19 protein-coding genes and 1 pseudogene are annotated in these 22,545 nt (G+C 60.3%); 8 read left to right on the top strand and 12 right to left on the bottom strand.

What is annotated here, in order from left to right:
• A pseudogene (locus V7Z56_RS01045) lies at positions 1-309 on the bottom strand (hypothetical protein); the annotation flags it as partial.
• Positions 310-646: 337 nt separating this feature from the next.
• Here V7Z56_RS01045 and V7Z56_RS01040 point away from each other — a divergent pair.
• The gene (locus V7Z56_RS01040; protein ID WP_334127482.1) at positions 647-1,036 is read left to right on the top strand and encodes a MarR family winged helix-turn-helix transcriptional regulator; all 390 of its coding nucleotides are present in this window, start codon (positions 647-649) and stop codon (positions 1,034-1,036) included.
• Between the two features lie 15 nt (positions 1,037-1,051).
• On the opposite strand, the gene V7Z56_RS01035 is transcribed toward V7Z56_RS01040, so the two are convergent.
• From V7Z56_RS01035 to dctP, 8 genes are all read right to left on the bottom strand, one after another.
• On the bottom strand, positions 1,052-2,680 hold the full coding sequence (locus V7Z56_RS01035; RefSeq protein ID WP_334127481.1) for an AMP-binding protein: 1,629 nt from the start codon (positions 2,678-2,680) through the stop codon (positions 1,052-1,054).
• A gap of 97 nt (positions 2,681-2,777) precedes the next feature.
• Positions 2,778-4,844, bottom strand: a complete 2,067-nt coding sequence (locus tag V7Z56_RS01030; RefSeq protein ID WP_334127480.1) for an NADPH-dependent 2,4-dienoyl-CoA reductase — start codon at positions 4,842-4,844, stop codon at positions 2,778-2,780.
• Positions 4,845-4,979: 135 nt separating this feature from the next.
• Positions 4,980-5,735, bottom strand: a complete 756-nt coding sequence (locus V7Z56_RS01025) for an enoyl-CoA hydratase/isomerase family protein (protein ID WP_334127479.1) — start codon at positions 5,733-5,735, stop codon at positions 4,980-4,982.
• A 20-nt stretch (positions 5,736-5,755) separates the two neighbouring features.
• On the bottom strand, positions 5,756-6,535 hold the full coding sequence (locus V7Z56_RS01020; protein WP_334127478.1) for an enoyl-CoA hydratase-related protein: 780 nt from the start codon (positions 6,533-6,535) through the stop codon (positions 5,756-5,758).
• Between the two features lie 10 nt (positions 6,536-6,545).
• Positions 6,546-7,307, bottom strand: a complete 762-nt coding sequence (locus V7Z56_RS01015; protein WP_334127477.1) for an SDR family NAD(P)-dependent oxidoreductase — start codon at positions 7,305-7,307, stop codon at positions 6,546-6,548.
• A 226-nt stretch (positions 7,308-7,533) separates the two neighbouring features.
• A complete protein-coding gene (locus tag V7Z56_RS01010) occupies positions 7,534-8,874 on the bottom strand; it encodes a TRAP transporter large permease (RefSeq protein WP_334127476.1) in 1,341 nt (446 codons plus the stop codon).
• Complete coding sequence (locus tag V7Z56_RS01005; protein WP_334127475.1) at positions 8,871-9,389, bottom strand: TRAP transporter small permease subunit; 519 nt, start codon at positions 9,387-9,389, stop codon at positions 8,871-8,873. Before V7Z56_RS01005 ends, V7Z56_RS01010 begins: the two co-directional genes overlap by 4 nt.
• A gap of 109 nt (positions 9,390-9,498) precedes the next feature.
• Positions 9,499-10,542 (bottom strand): TRAP transporter substrate-binding protein DctP, encoded by a 1,044-nt coding sequence (gene dctP / locus V7Z56_RS01000; RefSeq protein ID WP_334127474.1) that lies wholly within the window; start codon positions 10,540-10,542, stop codon positions 9,499-9,501.
• 454 nt (positions 10,543-10,996) lie between these two features.
• Here dctP and V7Z56_RS00995 point away from each other — a divergent pair, with 454 nt between their 5' ends.
• Positions 10,997-12,577: an AMP-binding protein gene (locus tag V7Z56_RS00995; RefSeq protein ID WP_334127473.1), complete on the top strand. Its 1,581-nt coding sequence runs from the start codon at positions 10,997-10,999 to the stop codon at positions 12,575-12,577.
• Between the two features lie 33 nt (positions 12,578-12,610).
• The gene (locus V7Z56_RS00990) at positions 12,611-13,402 is read left to right on the top strand and encodes an enoyl-CoA hydratase/isomerase family protein (RefSeq protein WP_334127472.1); all 792 of its coding nucleotides are present in this window, start codon (positions 12,611-12,613) and stop codon (positions 13,400-13,402) included.
• A 112-nt stretch (positions 13,403-13,514) separates the two neighbouring features.
• On the opposite strand, the gene V7Z56_RS00985 is transcribed toward V7Z56_RS00990, so the two are convergent.
• From V7Z56_RS00985 to V7Z56_RS00975, 3 genes are read right to left on the bottom strand one after another with little or no spacing between them, the layout of a single operon-like run.
• Positions 13,515-14,195, bottom strand: coding sequence for a TetR/AcrR family transcriptional regulator (locus V7Z56_RS00985; protein ID WP_334127471.1), 681 nt, complete (start codon positions 14,193-14,195; stop codon positions 13,515-13,517).
• Between the two features lie 41 nt (positions 14,196-14,236).
• Positions 14,237-15,442: an acyl-CoA dehydrogenase family protein gene (locus V7Z56_RS00980; RefSeq protein ID WP_334127470.1), complete on the bottom strand. Its 1,206-nt coding sequence runs from the start codon at positions 15,440-15,442 to the stop codon at positions 14,237-14,239.
• A gap of 12 nt (positions 15,443-15,454) precedes the next feature.
• Positions 15,455-16,222 (bottom strand): SDR family NAD(P)-dependent oxidoreductase, encoded by a 768-nt coding sequence (locus V7Z56_RS00975; protein ID WP_334127469.1) that lies wholly within the window; start codon positions 16,220-16,222, stop codon positions 15,455-15,457.
• A gap of 268 nt (positions 16,223-16,490) precedes the next feature.
• Here V7Z56_RS00975 and V7Z56_RS00970 point away from each other — a divergent pair, with 268 nt between their 5' ends.
• The 5 genes from V7Z56_RS00970 to V7Z56_RS00950 are packed head-to-tail and all read left to right on the top strand — an operon-like array spanning position 16,491 to position 22,398.
• Positions 16,491-16,967, top strand: a complete 477-nt coding sequence (locus tag V7Z56_RS00970) for a formate dehydrogenase subunit gamma (protein WP_334127468.1) — start codon at positions 16,491-16,493, stop codon at positions 16,965-16,967.
• Entirely contained in the window at positions 16,964-18,481 is a 1,518-nt protein-coding gene (locus tag V7Z56_RS00965; RefSeq protein WP_334127467.1) for an NADH-ubiquinone oxidoreductase-F iron-sulfur binding region domain-containing protein, read from the top strand. Before V7Z56_RS00970 ends, V7Z56_RS00965 begins: the two co-directional genes overlap by 4 nt.
• Positions 18,478-21,357: a formate dehydrogenase subunit alpha gene (gene fdhF, locus V7Z56_RS00960; protein ID WP_334127466.1), complete on the top strand. Its 2,880-nt coding sequence runs from the start codon at positions 18,478-18,480 to the stop codon at positions 21,355-21,357. Before V7Z56_RS00965 ends, fdhF begins: the two co-directional genes overlap by 4 nt.
• Positions 21,358-21,359: 2 nt before the next feature.
• Positions 21,360-22,190, top strand: coding sequence for a formate dehydrogenase accessory sulfurtransferase FdhD (fdhD, locus tag V7Z56_RS00955; RefSeq protein ID WP_334127465.1), 831 nt, complete (start codon positions 21,360-21,362; stop codon positions 22,188-22,190).
• Entirely contained in the window at positions 22,180-22,398 is a 219-nt protein-coding gene (locus V7Z56_RS00950) for a formate dehydrogenase subunit delta (RefSeq protein WP_334127464.1), read from the top strand. Before fdhD ends, V7Z56_RS00950 begins: the two co-directional genes overlap by 11 nt.
• Positions 22,399-22,545 lie beyond the last annotated feature (147 nt).

The following is a 22,545-nucleotide window of genomic DNA, read 5'->3' as shown; positions in this document are numbered from 1 at the left end:
TCGGCAGCAGATTGACTTCCCGGTGCAGCTTGCTGATGTACTCCCAGCCGCCGTTAGCCCGCAGCTCGTCCGGCGTTTTCTCAAGCAGCTTCCAGACGTCGGCGATCGGGAGCGCACTCTGGTAATAAGCCCCGGTGCAGTTGCCGATGTCATAGGCGCCCCGCCGATATACTGGATCTGCACGACGCCCTTATCCTGCTCGTTCAGATCGGTAATGAAATTCTCAAAGCGCTGCGAAAAATAGGATCCTTCCGGCAGGCAGCTCGCGCCGGTGATAGCCACCTCCGCCTTGGCCGGTGTCGACAGCATGCCGCCTATCAAGGCAGCTTGGATAACTTCAGTAAGCGTTTCATCCCTGGTGCACCTCCGCTGTTATATTGATTTACTATGAGAAAAAGAATTAGCACAAGCCGACAATAATAAATGTCAATATATTTACATATTATGCGCTTTTATGTTAGAGAGCGGCGGGGACAATGTGCTGGACGAATGCGGCGCCAGGGGATAGTGTCGTCGCAGCATCAATGGAGTGAATATGTCGGAATCTGAAGCAACCGTGCAACCGCCCCCGGAGACGCTCGCAAATGATGAAAGATTTCATTTGAGCAACCGGCTGCTGTTTCGTTTTTTCAAAACGGCAAACTGTATGCATACGGCCGGGACGAAATGGACCTCCGAGCTCAGTCTGACCAGCCAGCAGTGGTCGGTCATCGGCGCCCTCGCCCGCACGGGCTACAAAGACGGGGTGAGCGTCAACGAACTCTCCGAATTCCTCCTCGTCAGTCGGCAGAATGTCAACGGCCTGCTCCTCCGGCTTGAGCAGCACGGGATCAGCCGCCGCGTTCCCGATCCGCGCGACGGCCGGGCGAAACTCGTCCAGCTCACGCCCGAAGGATGGGCCATCTGGAAGCAGCTGATCGCGCGGATTTCCCAGTTTTATGACATTGCCCTCGTCAACTTCACGACCGAAGAGCTTGTCCAGTTCCAGTATTTTATCGACAAGCTGCAACGCAACCTCGGGACAATCCTGAAATAGCCGTCAGTGCCGGCCTCACGCCAGCGTCTTCGCCCGCTCCCGTAGTTCGAACTTCTGGATTTTCCCGGTCGCCGTCATGGGCATCTGCTCGATGATTTCCAGCCGCTCCGGGAAATTGACCTTGGCGACGCCCTGCTCCGCCAGAAATGCCGTCACTTCCGGCAGCGAGAGCGTGCTGCTTCCGGGCTTCAGGCAGACATAGGCGCAGGCCCGCTCGCCGAGGCGCTCATCCGGCATCGCGACGATGGCGACCGAGGCGACGGCGGGGTGCTTGAACAAGAGCCCTTGGATTTCTGCGACTGAAATATTTTCACCGCCCCGGATGATGATATCCTTCTTGCGCCCGGTAATGCGGATATAGCCGTCCCCATCCCTTCGCGCGAGATCGCCCGTGTCGAACCACCCGTCGCGCAGCACAAAGGCGTCCGGCTGTTTCAGATAGCCGACGCAGATGGTCGCTCCGCGGGTCTCGAGAATGCCCTTCTTCCCGACCGGCATCAGATTGTCTGCGCCGTCGATGATGCGGATTTCGGTATGGGGCGTCGGGCAGCCGTCGCTTCCCGAGGCCTTTTCCGCCGGATCGTCAAACTTGACCGTGGTGACGGCGACAACCTCCGTCATTCCCCAGACGGAAATGATCGCCGCATTGAGATTGTCGATCGCACGTGTCACGAGCGCGGAGGGGATTGGCGCGCCTCCGGAGATAAAGAGACGGAAATTTTCAATATTTCTCTCCCGAATGCCGGGATAATTAGCCATATCCATCAGGAAGGGCGTCGCCCCCATGCAGATCGACGCCTTTTCATTCTCGACGATATCAACCGCGAGATCGGGCACCCAGGCGTCGAGCAGCACGGCGGTCGCGCCGCAAAAAACTGGCGAGAGAACGCCGAACAGGAAGCCAAGCTGATGCGCCATCGGCGTCGGGCAGAAAATGACGTCATCCGCCGTCACGCGAAACCGGTCGGTGGTCTGTATGGTGTTGGCGAAGAGTGTATTCGCCGTATGCATCACGCCTTTGGGCTTGCCGGTCGTGCCGGATGTGAACATAACCTCGAAAAGCTCATTCGGGTCCGGCCGCTCGGCATTGACAAGATCGCTTGCCTTGCCGGTAGCGGGGCGGCGGAAGGCCGGCTCGTCCTCGAGGATGATCACATGCTCGAGCGTATCGATCTTGCGCCCGAGATCGCGCGCCATATCCTCAAAGCTGAAGCCGCGAAATGACCGCGCGACGATGAGGACACGCGATTCCGTCGTTTGCAGAATATGCGTCAGCTCATGCGTCCGCAGAACCGGCATCAGCGGGTTTACCGCCGCCCCCAGCCGGACGGCGGCAAGCGTTATCGCCGTAAACTCGATCCGATTGACCAGCTGAAACGACACGATATCGCCAAGCCCGACGCCGCGGGCCTGCAGCATGGCGGCAATCTGGAAAGAGAGCGCCTGAAGCTCGGCGTAAGAAACCTCCTGCCGTTCCTTTGTCTCGACGGAGTAGGAGATGATCGCCGCTTTGTCCGGTGTCTTCGCGACCCATTCATCGAAATAATCGATGATCAGCCGGTTCTGCCATGCACCGCATGCGACCATCGCGTCAATCCGTTCAGCGGGCAGATACACGGCGCGCCCGATGTGAGATTTATACATGAGACCTCCCTTTCTTCATTTTCTTGGCATTGCTGGTGCACAATGCGTTTTTTATTTTTTAAAATCGCCGAAAGGACGTCCCGCTGCCCTCCGGCCGCTAGATGGAGACGGCAAGCCGCGTCGCCTCGTCGACGGCGCGCTGCGCATCCAGCTCCGAGGCAATCAGGGCGCCGCCGATCAGATCGACCTGCATCCCCATCTGCCGAAGCGACTTTTCAAGCGACGTTTCCGAAACCTGCCCGGCGCAAATGACGATGGTATCAACCGCCAGCGTCTCGTCGGCGCCGCCAATCGTGATATGCAGGCCGTCATCGTCAATGCGGCGGTACTCGACCCCGGCCAGCATCCGGACACCGGCTTTGGCGATTTTCGCCCGCTTGATCCAGTCGGTCGTGATCGACAGGGTTTTGCCAAGCCGCCCTTCGGTTCGCTGCAACATGGTGATGGTGCGCGCGGGCGCGGGCGGCGCGGCTTTTTCGGGCTCAAACCCGCCGCTGACATCATCGCTCGCAGAGAGGCCATACTCGGCTTCATACTCGTCGCGCGCCGGATACTGCCCACCGCCGTCGCCAAGCAGATATTCCACCGTGTCAAAACCGATCCCGCCGGCGCCGATGACGGCAACCCGCTCGCCGGCGACGACCTTGCCGCTCAGGATATCCTCATAGCCAACGACCGAAGGATGCCCGATCCCGTCGATCGAGGCGTCACGCGGAACGACGCCCGTTGACAGCACGACCCTGTCATAGGCAGCGAGATCTTCTGGCTTCGCCGCGCGGCCAAGCCGGATCTCGACACCGGTTTCCCGAAGCCGCTCCTTGAGATAGCGGATGAAATCGTCAAACTCCCCCTTCGCCGGGATGGCGCGCGCAAGGTTGAGCAGGCCGCCGAGCTTGTCGCTTTTCTCAAAAAGTGTGATGCGGTGGCCGCGCTCCGCCGCCTCCATGGCGAATACCATGCCCGCGACGCCGCCGCCGACGACCGCAATGTTCCGGGGCGTCGCGGTTTTACCGGTCGGAAATTCCAGCTCCCGAAGCGCGCGCGGGTTGACGAGGCAAGTCGGCACCTTGCTGACGAAGATATGGTCGAGGCAGGCCTGGTTGCAGGCGATACAGGTGTTAATGAGGTGTTCCTCGCCCTCCAGAACCTTGCGGGCATATTCCGCATCGGCAAGCAGCGGGCGCGCCATATAGATGGCATCCGCCACATTCTCCCGGAGCAGCGCTTCGCCGACTTCCGGCGTGTTGATGCGGTTGGAGGCGATGACGGGGATTTCGACAACCGCCTTCACGGCGGCGATTTCCTTCTTGAAGGCGGCGCGCGGGGTGACCTGCGCGACCGTCGGGACGCGGGCTTCGTGCCAGCCGATACCGGAGGTAAGGCTGTCCACACCGGCATCCTGCAGCCGCACCGCGAGATCGAGAATTTCGCGCTGTGTCATCCCGCCCTCGACCAGCTCCAGCATCGACATGCGGAACATGATCGGAAAATCGGGGCCGAGCGCCTTCCGGATCGCGCGGACAATCTCGATCGCGAAGCGCTGGCGCTTCTCCCTGTCGCCGCCGAATTCGTCATCGCGCTGATTGGTGCGGGATGAGAAAAACTGGTTGATGAGATACCCTTCCGATCCCATCACCTCAACGCCCTCATAGCCGCATTCATGGGCCGCAACGGCGGCGTTCGTAAAGTCCTCAATCGTCCGCCAGACCTCGGCGGTCGAGAGGGCGTGCGGCATGCGGGGATTGATCGGCGCCTTGATGGCTGACGGTCCGACGCAGCCGTCGACCTTCGCATAGCGACCGGCATGGAGGAGCTGCGCGATAAAGCGGACGCCATACTGCTTGACCGCGGATGTCAGCTCCTGATGGTAACCGCGGTCAATATCGGCATTCATGACAAAGCAACCGGGGTCGATCAGCCCTTCCGCGTTCGGCGCGAAACCGCCGGTGACGATCATGCCGATCCGCCCGCGTGCGCGGGCCTCATAAAAGGCAATCTCCCGCTCCAGCGGGCGGTCGAGGGTTTCCATCCGGGTGTGCATGGAGCCCATGATCATGCGATTTGCCACCGTCATGGAGCCGATCCTGAACGGCGAGGCGAGGCGCGGATATTTTATATCGGTGCCGTTCTGCTCTGAACCATTTGTCGCTGTTGTTTTCGACATGCTGACTCCCATCCCTTATATGTCAATATATTGTCTTATATTCCCTGTCAACGCAGAAGTACGGGCGGCAGCGGGTTTCGCCGCCTGGGCCCTCCTCTCCCGCCGCGCGAACTCCGCCGCGACGTTTACACCATATCAGGTCTTAAGGAAGCTGTTTACCCTTGCCTGCGTTTCCGTATCGGTAACCAGCGCCGAGATTTCGGCAATCTCCGCCGCCTGTCCTTCCTGCGGCGGCCGCGACAGGCAACGCTTGGCGGCAAGGAGCGCGGCTTTGCCATTTCCCGCAGTTTTGCCCGCAAATTGCTCGAACCCGCTCCGGATCTCCTCTTCCGTACCACGCAGGACGGCATCAACGATACCGCAGGCCAGCGCGTCGTCGGGGCGAAGAGTTTCGCCCGTCAGGATCAGCCGCCGGGCAACTGCGAGGCCGGCAACCTCGCGCAGGCGAAACGTCCCTCCCGCCGCCGGAATAAGTCCGAGCTTCGTTTCGGGGAGGCCGAGCCGCGCGCGCTCCGTCGCGATACGGAAGTCGCAAGCCATGGCCAGCTCCAGCCCGCCGCCGAGCGCCGCGCCCTCGATCTCGGCGATCGTGATCGCGCCTAGGCCGGCGAGCCGGTTATTAAGGGCATGAAACGCCTCAACGAAGCGGCGCATCTCCGCGCCCGGATCGTCCGCCCCCATAATGGCGCCGACGGCGGCCAGGTCAGCGCCGGCGCAGAAGGCGCCGACATCGCTTCTGATGCGGAGGATATGAACACCGGCAGCCGCCACCTGATCGAGCGCGTTCTGAATGCTGTCGAGCAGCTCCAGCGAGAGGGCATTGAGCGGCGGCCGGGCGAGCACCAGCGTGGCGATGGAAGCCGCAAACTCCAACCTGACTGTAGCGGTCATGACGGTGTCCTTAAGCTCATTCAGCGCTTGGAGCGGAAATCGGGTTTGCGCTTCGACATGAACGCCTCGACGCCCTCGCGCGATTCCGCGGTGTCGTAATAAAGACTGACGGCCTGCATTCCGAGCATCGAGATACCGCGAATGTTGTCGCTGTCGAGGTTGAAGGAGCGCTTCGCGAGGGTAATGGCGGTCGGGCTTTTCGCGACGATCTCCTGGCACCAGCTATCGACCTCCGCATCGAGCTCGGCGTCCGGCACGACCTTGTTGACGAGGCCCATCTCATAGGCTTCCTGCGCCGTGTAGCGGCGGCAGAGATACCAGATTTCACGCGCCTTCTTCTCGCCGACGCAGCGCGCCAGCAGCGCCGTTCCGAAACCCGGATCGACGGAGCCGACCTTGGGTCCGACCTGCCCGAACTGCGCGCTTTCCGCGGCAATGGTCAGATCGCAAAGGGTCGCAAGAACGTTGCCGCCGCCGATGGCGTAGCCGTTGACCCGCGCGATAACCGGAACCGGGACATCGCGGATAGTGCCCTGCAGCTCTTCAATGGCAAGGCCGACGCTTCCCCGGCCGCCATACTGGCCGTCATGCACCGACTGGTCGCCGCCCGTGCAGAATGCGCGGTTGCCAACGCCGGTTAGCACGATGACGCCAATGTCGCGGTTCCAGCCCGCCGTCTTGATCGCATCGATCAATTCATCCACGGTATGCGGGCGAAACGCGTTCAGCTTGTCGGGGCGATTGATCGAAATACGGGCGACGTGATCGCGCTCTTCATACAAGATATCTGTGTAGGTCATTTTATTTATCCTATCCGTTCATGGTTAGACCGCCGGAGACGCTGATCGTCTGTCCGGTAATGAAAGATGCCTTGTCGCTGGCGAGAAAGCCGACCATGCCTGCAAGATCCTCCGGCTTGCCAAGGCGTTTCATGGGAATGGCGCGCTTCAGGGCCTCATAGATCTTCTGGCCGGTTTCACCCTCGCCGAGCTGGCTGTGCAGCAGCGGCGTATCCGTCGGGCCCGGGCAGACGGCATTGCAGGTGATATTCGCACGGGCAAACTCCCGCGCGAGCGTCTTTGAAAAGCCGATGATGCCGGCCTTGCAGGCGGAATAGACCGCTTCACCGGAGGAGCCGACCCGTCCCGCATCGGACGCGATATTGATGATCCGGCCCCATTTCGCCTCTACCATCATTGGCGCAACCTTGTGGGTAAGCCCGATCGGGCCGCGCAGATTGATGGCAATGACCTTGTCCCAGAACGCCGCGTCGGTCTCAAGAAAGCCGAGGATGCGGTCCCAGCCGACGTTGTTGACAAGCACGGATACCGAACCGAAATGCGCTGTCGCCGCCTTCAGGGCCGTATCGCAGGATGCATCATCGGCAATATCCGCGTCGACGGCAATGACCGCCTCTCGGGCAACGCTCGCACAGATTTTCTCCGCCGTCTCCTCTGCCGCCTGTTTATTGATATCGAGAATTGCAACATTGTGGCCGGAGGTTGCGAGCTCCAAAGCGATTGCCGCCCCGATTCCCCCCGCTCCGCCCGTTACGATCGCCAGTCTTGGCATGCCTCCTCCTTGTTCTTGTTTACTTATTTATGTAAATATATTGTCATTTATTTTAATGCAAGAGATTATTTCGAAAGCGTCATATGATCGCCTCGTCCGATGCAGAGGACATCACGGGCGGGGAATGGCGCAAAGAAAAGGGCGGAGGCGGTGTCATACACCGCTTCGCCCCAATTGAGACAGGCACGAACTCAGGGCCGCGTCATCGACCGCCCCGGGCGCAGCGCTACATGCGGCTTGGCAGCCAGGTCGCGAGTTCCGGCCAAATCAGGATCGCGATCACCGCCGCAACCATCAGCAGGACATAGGGGAAGCAGGCCGCCCAGATATCGGTGACGGAAACATCCTTCACCGCCTCCATCCCCGGACGGGTCTTTATCTGATCCAATATGCCACTTAAGTAAAAGAGGTTCATCCCGAACGGCGGCGTCACATAGCCAATGGCAATGCAGACCATGACCATGACGCCGAACCAGACGGTATCGATCCCGAGCATGGTCACCACCGGCATCATGATCGGCGTCACGATGAAAATGATCGCCGCGCCGTCAATGAACATGCCGAGAATGATGATGATCGCGAGGAAGATCAGAATGGTCCCGGTGACGCCCGCGTCGATACCGACGATATATTGCGAGAGCAGCCGCGCCGAGCCGGAAAACTGCAACAACCGCGAGAAAAGAGCCCCGCCGGCGAGCAACGCCATGACCATGACAGACACCAGTGTCGATGTCCGCAGTATCTCGATGAACGAGCCGACCGTCAGCCTGCCGCGGAAGAGCGCGATCACGATCGTCCCGAATGCACCGACGCCGGCGGCTTCCGACGGGGTGGCGACCCCGCCCCAGATGCTGCCGAGCACGATAAAGATCAGCAGCGCCGGCGCGATGATCTGCCGGGTCACAACGAGCCGCTGGCGCAGTGTGGGGCGCTCCTCGACCGGGACGCGCGGCGCAAGCGACGGATTGATAAGACATCTCACCACGATGTAGAGGCAGAATAGAAAGGCGATCAGAAAGCCCGGTATCGCGGCGCCGAAAAAGAGCGACCCGATCGGAATACCAGCAAATCCGCCAAGCAGCACGCCGATGACGGTTGGCGGGATCAGCACGCCGAGCGCGCCTCCCGGCGGCAACCCGCCGATGGCAAGCTTCAGATCGTACCCGCGCCGCACCATTTCCGGGATCGACAAAACGCCGAGCACCAGAACGGCCGTCCCGCCGATGCCGGTCATCGCGGCGATCAGCGTTGCGGCAATGACGGTGCCGACGGCTAGCCCGCCGGGAATGCCGGTCGTCCAGCTATGGATCGCTTCATAGAGCAGGGTTCCGATCCCCACCCTCTCAAGCGCGACGGCCATGAATATGAAGAGGGGGGCCGCGATGAATATTTCTGTCGTCGCGGTATCGAAAATGGTGGCGGGGATAATGGAGACAACATTCAGCCCGTTCAGCCCGACAAGCCACAGGATCGAAATGCCCATCAGCGAAAATGCCACCGGAAACCCGGCAATCAGGAACAGCACCAGATTGAGAAGGATGAGAACCGTAGCGAGTTCAACGCTCATGCCCCGTCCCCCTGATCAGAGTGAAGCTCGGGCTTGCGGAGTTTTCGAATATCCCGATACAGTTTCAACGCTCCCTGAAGCACAAGCAACGCCGCGCCGAGCGGCAGGAAGAATTTCACGGGATAGAGCGGCGGCGACAGCACCGTCGAGGCATGTTCAAGCCGTGAGAAGGAAGCCGAAAAATACTTCCAGCTCGACCAGGTCAACATAATCACGATGAACAGAAAGATCGGCGCGAACAGGATATCGAGCCATGTTTTTACCCGCGCCGGCAGTACCGTCAGGACGACATCGACACGTACATGAAGATCCTGGCGCAAAACTTCCGCAAAGCCCAGCATCAGCACCATGACCATCAGCTGGACATTCAGGTCCCATGCCCAGATCGTCGGGCTGTTGAAGAAATAACGCGCCACCACCTCATAGGTCACGAACAGCGTCATCAACAAAAGCGCCAACGAGGCAATATCGTTGGCCCATTTCGTGATCTTGTCGATCAAGTTGGCTAAGGTCATGTTCCCGGCTAACTCCGTCATGTCCGTGTGGCGGCCATGGACAATAGTTACATTGGATTACGATAGGCGGGCGGCCCGTCGCGAGGCAACAGGCCGCCCATTATCGTGATTAATCTTCGATTACCTGTCCGAAGTCGCGCTGCTGCTGACGGACAAGTTCGACCGCCTTTGCACCAAGTTCGGATTTCGCGGCAATCTCATCCCAGAGCGGCAGGACAGCATCTTGCAGCTTCTTGCGATCTTCCGGGGAGAGCGAGAGAAGTTTGACACCCGATTTTTCCATTTCACCGCCGCTGACAGCTTCATAGGCCGCATATTCCAGCGCATGCGCGGAGTTGCCGTACTGGACCGCATCATTGATCACCTGTTGCAGATCTTCAGGCAGGGATTCCCAAGTGGCGCGGTTGATCAGCCAGTGACCGACGCCGGAGTTGAGGTTCGGCTCCAAGATAGTGGTTTTCAGCTGTTCCTGCAATTTCTGGGCGACGACAGCTTCAACCCCGTAGACGAGACCGTCGATCGTGCCAAGCTGGAGGGAGGAGAAGATTTCCGCGCCCGGGATGGAAACAGCCGAGGCGCCGAGGTTGGTTGCGATCTTGCCAAAGAGGCCAATGGCGCGAATCTTCTTGCCCTTCAGATCATCAATGCCGTTGATGTCCTGACGCGTGTGGATCGCATAGCGCAGGCCCATGATCGCCGGGAAGTGCTTCACATTGTAGCGGCTCTCATAGGCTTCAGCAATAATCTTGTCGAGACCGCGGTGGTAATAGGCGTCATAGGCTTCCCATGGCTCCTGCCAGGCGAGCGGAAGCCCAACCTCAACGTCGGCTTCGGGAACCGTGCCGGAATAGAAGCCGCCCCAGGAGTGGCTGACATCGATAATGCCCGCATCGACAGCCGACAGCATTTCGGGCACCGAGGCGAGCGAGCCCGTCTCGTAAACCTCGAATTTAATTCGCCCGTTGCTCCACCGCTCGACCAGTTCGATAAAGCCCTGCCCCGTGGTCTTGTAATAGGCGAGGGTCGGCGGATAGGAATGCAGGTATTTCAGCGTATAGACCTTGTCGTCGGCCGCGCTGGCTTGAAGGGTTGCGAAGGTTGCTGCGAATGACAGCATGAGGACTGATAGATATTTCGTCAATTTTCCTGGCATGATCTTGTATCTCCTCCTGATAGACCTGGTGGTTTTTTTCGTCGGCAGGATCAGGATTTAGTGACCGTTCCCTGCTTCTTTGCCCGGACTGTGCGAACGCTTCGGGTGCGCGGATCGCCCGCGCCGAAAAAGCATTTCGTTTCCGGTGATTTACGCTGATGTCCCTCCCCAATCGAGACGCCTTAAATTAGTTATTTTTCTAACAAGTGTTCATAAAAAATTTGCACCGACTTTGCAAGTGTTTTCTATACTGGCCGCCGCAGGATCGCGCCGCGGATAATTCCCGTAAATCGCACAAATTCATAATATATTTGCGGAAGTGACGTGAATATCGTCGGCAAATCTGCTATCCTCTCCCCGGCATGTTTCGAACAACCGTTTGACTTATTATAACACCGAATGTAGACAATCTGCAGAGTATTTGTGACGCATTTCGAGGGAGGAGCGGATCCAAATGACCACAAGCGCACCGGCGATACCATCAGCCCTGTTCCGAACAGCGCACAAGCATGGAGATACGCTGGCGCTGGTATTCAAATCCCGCCGCGATACCTATGCCGAGCTCACTGACCGGGTTTTGCGCGCCGCCAGCGTTCTTGCGAAAACGGGCCTTAAAAAAGGCGACCGCTTTGCGATCTGGATGCCGAATTCCCCCGCATGGGTTGAGGCATCGCTCGGCGCGATGTGCCTTGGCGCTATTGTCGTTCCCATCAACACCCGGCTCAAACCCGGTGAGGCGTCCTATATCCTCAAAAAATCCGCCGCGAGCGTGGCCATTGCCGGCGCGGATTTCCTTGGCACCAACTTCGTCGCGAGCCTGAAATCGCTCGATCTTCCGGACCTCAAAACCATCCTGAGCGTCCGCTTTGACGACCCCGCCTCGGAATGGGACGGGCTGCTTGCTGCTGTCACGCCGGATGAAATTGCAACTGCCCGCCGCACTGCCGAAAGCATCCAGCCCGATGACCTTGCCGAGGTGATCTTTACCTCCGGCACGACCGGATTTCCCAAGGGCGCCATGATCACCCACGGCCAGATTACGCGCGCCTATCAGTTCTATGCCGACCGCGCCGAAATCAGGGCGGGGGATCGCTACCTGATTATCGCGCCGATGTTCCATTCCTTCGGCTTCAAGGCCGGCGTCGTCGTCTCGCTGCTGAACGGCGCAACGATGTATCCGGTGTCGGTGTTCGATGTCGAGGAGACGCTGAAAGCGGTGGAGGAAGAGAAAATCACCGTCATGGGCGGCCCGCCGACCATCTTTACCTCGCTGCTCGAGGCAAACAAGAAACTCGGGCGTGATATCAACTCTCTCAACAGCATTGTCCTTGGCGGCAGCATGATCCCGCCCGAACTCATTCGCACGCTTCGCGGCGAGATCGGGGTTGAAACCGTACTCAGCGCCTATGGCATGACGGAGGCCACGGCGCTCGTCACCATGAGCCGCAAAGAAGACGGCATTGAAAAAATATCGACATCGGCCGGGCAGGTCATCGATCACATGGAAATGCGCTGCGTCGATGCGGAAGATCGCGAGGTGCCGACCGGCACACCCGGCGAAATCCAGGCGCGCGGCCTTAACATCATGCAGGGATATTTCGACGATCCCGAACGCACGCGGGAAAGTTTCACCGAGGATGGCTGGTTCAGAACCGGCGATGTCGGCATCATCGACGCGGAAGGATATTTGACAATAACCGACCGCATGAAGGACATGTTCATCGTCGGCGGCTTCAATTGTTATCCAGCGGAAATCGAAGCGATTATCAGGTCCCACCCGGCGGTTGATTCCGTCGCCGTGATCGGCGTTCCCGACGAGCGTATGGGCGAGGTGGCCAAGGCCTATGTCGTCCTTCGCGCGGGCGCGTCCCTTCAGGAGAGCGAGTTTCTTGCCTGGTGCCGCGAGAATATGGCGAACTTCAAGGTGCCGCGCTCCGTTGAATTTATCGATGCCCTGCCCTGCAACGCGATGGGGAAGGTGCAGAAGTTCCTGTTGCGTGAACGCGCGAAAGGCAATGCCGCCGCCGACAATTGAACGATTGATACAACAGAAAGAAAAAGGGATAAAATGTTCGAGAGATATAAATACCTCAAGTTCGAGCGCGAAGGCCGCATCCTCCGTGTCACGCTGAACCGGCCGGATCGCCTGAATGCGAACAACGGGCCGATGCATACCGAATTTTCCCGGGTATTTTCAGATATCGCCGAGGACCGGGACTCGGATGTCGTCATCCTGACCGGCGCGGGGAAAGCCTTCAGCGCCGGCGGCGATCTCGACTTTCTTGAAAGCTGCCGCAGCGATGCGAAGCTTTTCCACGCGACGCTGAATGAAGGCAAACGGCTGATCAATTCCCTGCTCGACCTCGACAAGCCGATCATCTGCCGCCTGAACGGCGATGCCGTCGGGCTTGGCGCAACAGTCGCTCTTTTCTGTGACATCATCATCGCCGATGAAAAGGCGCGAATTGCCGATCCGCATGTGAAAGTCGGCCTCTCCGCAGGCGATGGCGGCGCGGTGATCTGGCCGCAGCTTATCGGCTTTGCGCGGGCGAAGCAGTATCTCCTGACCGGCGATATGATTTCCGCGCCGCAGGCGGTCGAGATGGGACTTATCAACTTCGCCGTCCCGACCGAGGAGCTGGATCCGCTCGTGGACAAATGGGCCGAACGACTTGTGAGCGGCGCCGGCTTGGCGATCCGCTCGACCAAGATCGCGATCAATGCGGGTCTCAAGCAGGTCGCCGCGGCGGTTCTCGATGCGAGCTTCGCGACGGAATTCTCGACCGGTCGGAGTGAAGATCACGGCGAGGCGCTGAAAGCCATGCGCGAGAAACGCCGCCCGGAGTTCAAAGGACAGTAACCGGGAACGCGATCACGGCGTTTAACAGACCCGGACGGAGCCTTGCAATGGCTCCTCCGGGTTTTTCTTTCGTTGGAAATAGACGCCCGGCGCGGGCACGCAGCCGCACTTTTTACTTGAGGGCCGTCGCCTCTTTTTTCGCCTCAGGCGCAGTAAGCGCCGGCCCGTCACTCTCTCCCGAGATGACGATACCTTCCTTGATGATCTTGAAAAAGGTCTCGGCGATTTCATCGACCGATTTGCCGTCCGGGCGGTACCAGTCGAGCGCGGCGTTGATCGCGCTCAACATAATCGTGCGCGTGAGTCGTACATCGAGATCGGTGCGGATTTCACCGGCCTCCTGCGCCGCGATCAGCAAGTTCAGCCAGAACTCCTCATAGGCCGACTGGGCGATAAAATGCTTGCGCTTCACTTCATCCGGGATCTGCACCCAGAGATAGCGCGAGATCACGGCGTTCGCGCCGCTTGAGAGAATGCCCTGCAGATGCGCCTTGATGGCGACCTTTATCTTTTCGCTGTAGGAGGCGCTTGGCGGCTGCACGGCGATAGCGTTCAGCACTGTCTTTGACACATTGTTGATGCTGACGTTGATGACCGCTTCCATCATCAGCTCTTTGGACGAGAAGTAATAATAGAGCGAGCCAGCGCTGAGGCCGGCGACCCGTGCGACCTCGCGCATGGTCGCGCCGGCATATCCCTTCTCGGAGAAGACCTGCACGGCCGCGGCCAGCACCTTGTCCCGCGAGATATCCGCCTTCGACTGCTTTCGCTTTACAACCCTGTTTCTTGCCAATGCTTCGGTTACCACTCTCTCATATAATCAGGCGCCAACTCTTAATGACCCTTCAGAAGTTCGGACGCAACAATAATCCGCCGGATTTCCTGCGAGCCTGCGCCGATTTCCATCACCTTTGTCGTCCGGTAAAGGCGGTTTATTTCGGTATCGCGCATATATCCCGAGCCGCCATGGATCTGAACGGCCTCGTCCATGATGAACGTCCCGGCTTTCGCCGCCTGAAAGAGCGCGGCCGAGGCGAGCATATGAATGCGCCCGCGCCCGTAATCCCCTTCCTCGGCATGGGAGCAGACGTCAAGGACGCGGTAAACGAAGGTCCGCGCTGTTTCAAGCGCAATATACATTTCGGCGATTTTCGACTGGATCATCTGAAATGACGAAATCGGACGCCCGAACTGCTCGCGGAGGGTTGCATGTTCGATGGCGAGGTCGAGCGCGCGCCGCGCCGGCCCGATACAGAGCATCGCCGACATGACCCGTTCGAGATCGAGGCCCGAGTGCATGATGATATGCCCCTGATGCTCCTCACCGAGGAGATTTTCCGCCGGAACGCGGCAGTCATCAAAGACCAGCTCGCCCGTCGGGCTGCCGCGAAAGCCCATCTTGTCAAGCTTGCGCCCGACGCGAAAGCCGGGCTGGTCGGTCTCCACCAGCAATGCGGAAATGCCCTTGCTCCGCCCCATTTCCTGGCTCGTCTTGACATATGTCAGGACAACATCGGCGATCGGCCCGTTGGTGATGAAAAGCTTGGAGCCGTTGACGAGATAGCCATCCGTATCCTTCACGGCCTTTGTCTTCATGGAACCGAGCGCGTCGGAGCCGGCCCCCGCTTCCGTCATCCCGAGCGCACCCATCATCTCCCCGGCGCAGAGTTTAGGAAGGAAGCGCTGGCGCTGCTCTTCCGTCCCGTTGCGATAGATATTGTCGATGACGAGATTGTCGGCATTGAGCCAGCTGAAGGTGAAGGCCGGGTTCCAGTAGGCCATGGTCTCGCAGATCAGCCCGGCCGTGAGGTAATCGAGCCCCTGCCCGCCATATTCCTGCGGAATGGTCGTGCCGAGATAGCCCATCGCGGCAATCTCGCGAAATGTCTCGGCCGGCCACCACTCCTCGTCGTCCATCTTCTGTTGCAGGGGAAAAAGCTTCTCCTTGAAAAGCTCGCTCGCATGGGCACAGATCTCCACCTGCTCATCGGTGAGCCTGAACTGCGCGCCGGCACGATACTGGTCAAAATCGGTGTGCATATGCTTCCCCGTTCAGGCGCTGATAAACTGACCGCCATCCACCGGAATGATCCGCCCCGTGACATAGCTCGCCGCGGGCGACAGCAGGAAGGCGATGACGCGGGCGACCTCTTCGGGAAGCCCGATGCGCGGCAGCGCCGACTGCGCGAGGATCTTCCCCGTCATTTTCTCGCCCCAGTGATTTATGGCGTCCTGCCCCATATCGGTCTCGGTCAGCCCCGGCGCAACAGCATTGGCGCGGATGCCGAACCGCCCCTCCTCCTTGGCGATAACCCGGATCATCGCCTCAACGCCTGCCTTTGCCGCCGCCGTCTGCGCCGCGCGGGGGGAGCCGGCGCGCGCCGCGATCGAGGTGACGGCGACGATGCTGCCCGACTGCTGCTCATGCATGATCTTGAGCGCGGCATTCATGACGTTGAAAAAGCCGTTGAGATCAATATCGATGACGCGTCGCCAGTCCGCGGCCGTCAACTCGCGCACCGACTTCCAGTCGGAGTTCGCTCCCGCAGAATGCACAACGCCGTCAAGCGATCCGACGCGCCGGGCGACCTCGGAAATCTGCCGGAAAATGTCCTCGGCATCACAGATATCGGCCTGCATCAGAAGCGGCGCCGCGCCGTGCGCACGAACGAGATCGGCGGTATCTTCCGCGGCCTTTTGATCCGAGCGATAAAGAATGCCGACATTCTCATAGCTTTCGGCGAGAAGAGCGGAAACCGCACGGCCAATTCCCCGCGATCCGCCGACGACAATTACCAGCTTTTGTTTGTCCACCTGCATGCCTTCCATACCAACGCCCACTTTTCTTATTTCTAACACGCGTTCAAAAAATATCAACTGGAAGATAGTAACATCGCACCAATTATAGCGATAAAAACGCCCGCTGTTACAGATATTTTCTAACTCACGTTTGAAAAATAAATGAAATGTGAGCGGGAAGTGATACGAACAGAAAACTTTTTTTGAGGGATGCATCTTCCTTCGTCCATGATTTAACAAATCACCCCGGATTCTGTTATAATGTCCGATGGGATTGGAGGCCCGGCGGATGAAAACGGACGCGAACGTATTGGAAACAGATGAGATTGCAGATCTGATCGACCAGCATCTGGACCTCGAGGGGCCGCTGCTGCCGATCCTGCATGCGGCGCAGGCGCGCTATGGCCATATTCCCGAAGCGGCGCTGGCGCCGATTGCCGCGGCGCTCAACATCACGCGGGCGGAACTTCATGGCGTTATCTCCTTCTATCATGATTTTCGCGAGCGGCCGGCCGGGCGCCATGTGGTGCGGCTCTGCCGGAGCGAGGCCTGCCAGTCGGTCGGCGCCGAGCGCCTTGCCGAGGAGGTGAAGGCCGTGCTCGGCATCGGCTGGCATGAGACAACGGCAAACAATGCTGTGACGCTGGAGCCGGTCTATTGCCTTGGGCTTTGCGCCTGCGGCCCGGCGGCGATGGTGGACGGCCGCCCATTGGGACGGGCGAGTGCGGCCGGCATCAAGGCGCGGCTTGAGGGGGCAGAGCGATGAAGATCTATGTCTCCGGCGACAGTGCAGGAAAGGCGCTCGGCGCCGATGCGGTGGCGGCGGCGATCCGCGAGGAAGCAGCACGGCGCTCGCTTGAGATCGAGCTGATCCGCCCGGGCTCCCGCGGCATGATGTGGCTTGAGCCGCTCGTCGAGATCGACCGGGGCCACGGCCGCGAAGCCTACGGCCCGGTCGCAGTGGAGGATATCCCTGCCCTCCTCGCCGGCAAGCTCGAAAGTCACGGGCTGATGGAAGAAATCCCCTTCTTCGCGCGGCAAACGCGGCTCACCTTCGCAAGGTGTGGCGTAATCGATCCGCTCGACCTCGCGGCCTATGAGGCCTTGGGTGGCCTTAAAGGCCTTCGCCGCGCGCTCTCGCTTTCGCCCTCAGAAATCGTTGCGGAAGTGACGAAAAGCGGCCTTCGCGGGCGCGGCGGCGCGGGCTTTCCGACCGGCATCAAATGGCAGACCGTTCTCAGTGCCGAAGCCGCGCAGAAATATATCGTCTGCAATGCCGATGAGGGCGACAGCGGCACTTTCGCCGACCGGATGCTGATGGAGGGCGATCCCTTCTCGCTGATCGAAGGGATGATCATCGCCGGGATCGGCGTCGGCGCGACGCGGGGCTATGTCTATATCCGCTCCGAATACCCGGATGCCATCCGCGTGATGGACGAGGCGGTGACTATCGCCCGCCGCGAGAGGCTGCTCGGGCCGGACGTGCTCGGATCGGGCAAATCGTTTGATATGGAGATCCGCGTCGGCGCCGGCGCCTATGTTTGCGGCGAGGAGACGTCGCTGCTGAACTCTCTTGAGGGGAAGCGCGGCGTTGTACGGGCAAAGCCGCCGCTTCCCGCTCTGCAGGGCTTTATGGGACGGCCGACGGTCGTCAACAATGTCATCAGCCTCGCGACCGTGCCGGTGATATTCGAGAAGGGCGCGGACTTTTACGCCAATTTCGGGCTTGGCCGCTCGAAGGGAACGATCCCGATCCAGCTTGCCGGAAACATCCGCCGCGGCGGTCTTTTCGAAACCGCATTCGGCATGACACTCGGTGAGCTGGTCGAGGAGATCGGCGGCGGGACAGCGACAGGCCGGCCCGTCAAGGCGGTGCAGGTCGGCGGGCCGCTCGGTGCTTACCTCCCGACCGAGAAATTCGACATTCCCTTTGGTTACGAGGAGTTCGACTGCCAAAACAGCCTGATCGGCCATGCCGGGATTGTCGTCTTTGACGATCAGACCGACATGCTGAAGATGGCACGCTTCGCCATGGAGTTCTGCGCGATTGAAAGCTGCGGCAAATGCACGCCCTGCCGCATCGGCGCGGTGCGGGGCGTCGAGACCATCGACCGCATCAAAGGGGGCGACCCGGCAGCGATCCCGCTCCTTCGCGATCTATGCGAGACCATGAAGGATGGCTCTCTCTGCGCGCTTGGCGGCTTCACGCCCTTTCCGGTGATGTCCGCCCTCACCCATTATCCTGAAGATTTTTCGATATCGGAGGAGGCCCTGCCATGACCGATAGGCTCCCCCTTGATGACCGCGACTTCGGCACCCCCGCCGCATCGGGCCGGCCCGTGACGCTCCGCATCGACGGCTTTTCCGTCACCGTTCCGGAGGGCACCTCCGTCATGCGGGCCGCGATGGAGGCCGGCCTTTCCATCCCCAAACTCTGCGCGACCGAGAGTCTTGAGGCCTTCGGCTCCTGCCGCCTCTGCGTCGTTGAAATCGAAGGACAGAAGGGCACGCCCGCTTCCTGCACCACACCGGTCCGCGACGGGATGGTGGTCACGACGCAAACCCCGCGCCTTCAGAAAATCCGCAAAGGCGTGATGGAGCTTTATATCTCCGACCATCCGCTCGACTGCCTCACCTGCTCGGCGAATGGCGATTGCGAGTTGCAGGATATGGCCGGCATGGTCGGGCTTCGCGAGGTGCGCTACAAGCCCGTCCGCACCCATTTTGAAACGCAGGATCAGGCGGGCGCGAAGAACCCCGACTATCACGATGTCGATTGCAGCAACCCCTATTTCACCTTCGATCCGGCGAAATGCATCGTCTGCTCGCGCTGCGTCCGCGCCTGCGAGGAGGTGCAGGGAACCTATGCCCTGACGATCGAAGGGCGCGGGTTTGATAGCATCGTCTCGGCGGGGACGCGGAGTGACAGCTTCATGACTTCGGACTGCGTCAGCTGCGGCGCCTGCGTTCAAGCCTGCCCGACGGCGACGCTGCAGGAAAATTCCGTCATCGCACTCGGCACGCCCTCGCGCAGCGTCGTCACCACATGCGCCTATTGCGGCATCGGATGTAATTTCAAGGCGGAACTAAATGGCGATACGCTGGTGCGCATGGTGCCCTATCGCCACGGCAAGGCGAACCGGGGCCATTCCTGCGTCAAGGGCCGCTTCGCCTATGGCTATGCGACCCACAAGGACCGCATCCTGAAGCCGATGATCCGCGAGCGGATCACCGATCCGTGGCAGGAGGTGACCTGGGAGGAGGCGATTTCCTTCGCCGCCAATCGCCTGCAGTCGCTGCAACAGCAATATGGCCGCCGCTCCATCGGTGTCATCACCTCCTCACGCTGCACGAATGAGGAAACCTATCTGGTCCAGAAGCTCGCGCGCGCGGTCTTTCGCAACAACAATACGGACACCTGCGCACGCGTCTGCCACTCGCCGACCGGCTACGGCCTCAGCCAGACCTTTGGCACATCGGCCGGGACGCAGGATTTCGATTCCGTCGAGCAGAGCGACGTTATCATCGTCATCGGCGCGAATCCGACGGACGGCCATCCCGTTTTCGCGAGCCGGCTCAAGAAGCGCCTGCGGCAGGGGGCGAAGCTTATTGTCATCGATCCGCGCCGTATCGACCTTGTGAAATCGCCCCATATCGAAGCGGCCTATCACCTGCCGCTCCGACCCGGCACCAATGTCGCCGTGCTGTCTGCCATGGCCCATGTGATCGTGAGCGAAGGGCTGATGAATGAAGCCTTCATCCGCGAGCGCTGCGATCTTGAGAGCTTCGAGGATTATCTCGATTTCATCCGCGATCCCCGCAGCAGCCCCGAAGCGATGGAGGCGGAGACCGGTGTTCCCGCCGCCGACATCCGCGGCGCGGCGCGACTTTTCGCGACCGGCGGCAATGGCGCCATCTATTACGGGCTTGGCGTCACCGAACACAGCCAGGGCTCGACCGCCGTTATCGCCATCGCCAATCTCGCGATGCTGACCGGCAATATCGGCCGGCCGGGTGTCGGGGTCAATCCGCTCCGCGGCCAGAACAATGTTCAGGGCTCCTGCGACATGGGCTCCTTCCCGCATGAACTGCCGGGATATCGGCATATCAAGAACGCGGATGTGCGGGCAATCTTCGAGAAGGCGTGGAATGTCGAGATCGACCCCGAGCCCGGCCTTCGCATCCCCAATATGTTCGACGCCGCCATAGACGGCACCTTCAAGGGGCTTTACTGCCAGGGCGAAGACATCCTGCAATCCGATCCCGACACGAAGCATGTGGCGGCGGGACTGAAGGCCATGGACTGCGTGATCGTGCATGACCTCTTCCTCAATGAGACATCGGCTTACGCCCATGTCTTCCTCCCCGGCTCGACCTTTCTTGAAAAGGACGGCACCTTCACCAATGCGGAGCGGCGCATCAACCGGGTGCGGAAGGTGATGGAGCCGCGAAACGGCTATGCCGACTGGGAAGTGACGCAGCTTCTCGCCAAGGCCATGGGGGCGAGTTGGGCTTATACACACCCCTCCGAAATCATGGATGAGATTGCCGCGACGACGCCGAGCTTCGCCGGCGTCTCGTACGCGCTACTCGATGCGGAAGGTTCCGTTCAGTGGCCCTGCAATGCCGCCGCGCCCGAGGGAACGCCCGTCATGCACATGGATGGCTTCGTGCGCGGCAAGGGCCGCTTTATCATCACCGAATATCTCGCGACTGACGAGAAGATCGGGCCGCGCTTCCCACTCCTTCTCACCACGGGGCGCATTCTCACCCAGTATAATGTCGGGGCGCAGACGCGGCGGACGGAAAATATCCTCTGGCACGACCGGGATGTGCTGGAGATCCACCCCCATGATGCCGAGATGCGCGGCATCAATGAGGGCGATCTCGTCAAGCTCGCCTCCCGCTCTGGCGAGACGACGCTGCATGCCCACATCACCGACCGCGTCGCGCCGGGCGTCGTCTACACCACCTTCCATCATCCCGGAACGCAGACGAATGTGGTCACCACCGACTTTTCCGACTGGGCGACCAACTGCCCTGAATATAAGGTGACGGCGGTGCAGGTCTCGCTCTCCAACGGGCCGAGCGACTGGCAGGAGGAATACCGGCGGCATCGCGAGCGGGCGCACCGGGTCGCGCCTGCGGCGGAGTGACGATGGTCCCTGTCTCCCGAGCCTCGACCGCCTCCGTGCCCGGTCTCGCCATTCGCCGCGAGGGGGATCGGGATATCGCCCGCATCCTGCCCGAGGAGCGGCCTGTCGCCCTCGTCTTCAACGGCGCGACCGCCGCGGTAATGATGGCGACGCCCGCCGATCTTGAGGATTTTGCGACCGGCTTCGCCCTGACGGAGAGGTTCATCGAGCATCCGGATCAGATCGAGTCGCTGGAGAATATTACCCACGAGAACGGGATCGAGGCGCGCGTCTGGCTGCGTGATGACCGGCGTGATGTTGTTTTTGAACGAAGGCGGACCATGCTGGGCCCTCTCGGCTGCGGCCTTTGCGGTATCGACAGCCTTGAACAGGCGCTCCGTCCGCTGCCCACTCTGACCGGCGACGGCCCTTTCCTTGACCGCCTTGAGGCGGCGCGGGCGACCGATGCACTGCGAAACTTCCAGCCGCTCCATGATATGACGCAGGCGCTCCACGCGGCGGGCTTCCTGCTGCCGGAGCGCGGCATCCTCCTCGCGCGCGAGGATGTCGGCCGGCACAACGCACTTGACAAGCTGATCGGCGCCCTTGCCCGGCAGGGGATCGACCCGGGCGATGGCGCCATCGTGCTGACATCGCGCGTCTCCGTTGATATCGTGCAGAAGACGGTGATTGCGGGCTGCCGCATCCTCATCGCCGCCTCCGCCCCGACCGCATATGCGCTTGAGCTTGCGACCTCGGCAGGGTTGACGCTGGCCGCCTTCGCGCGCGATGGGGAGGTTGACATTTATTCCCACCCGAACCGGATACGCAGAGGCCACCCAGATGAAAGCTGACAAGATGGTAACAATGGCCAACCAGATTGCCGCCTTTTTCAAGACGCAGCCCAACACGGATCAGGCGCGGAGCGTCGCCAACCATATCAACGACTTCTGGGAACCGAGGATGCGGACGAAGCTTTTGCAATATATCGCCGAAGACGGGCCCGGCCTTGATCCGCTCATTCTCGAAGCGAAAGAAGAGATCCGCATCCCGGCCGACTGACGCCGCGACGCCGATATTCCCTCGCCCGCTGCCGCAACATGTGAGCATATCCGGGTCCCGCGCATCACTCTGCACCAATTGCAATGGGAGCCGATTTCACCAGGGCTTCAGTCTGGAGAAACCCGACGGCAAGCGCGTCGGAGAAGT

The organism is Sneathiella sp. (genome assembly GCF_036844445.1).
Lineage (GTDB): Bacteria > Pseudomonadota > Alphaproteobacteria > Sneathiellales > Sneathiellaceae > Sneathiella.
The sequence above is the reverse complement of the archived record's forward strand: the minus strand, read 5'-3'. Positions and strand labels throughout refer to the sequence as shown.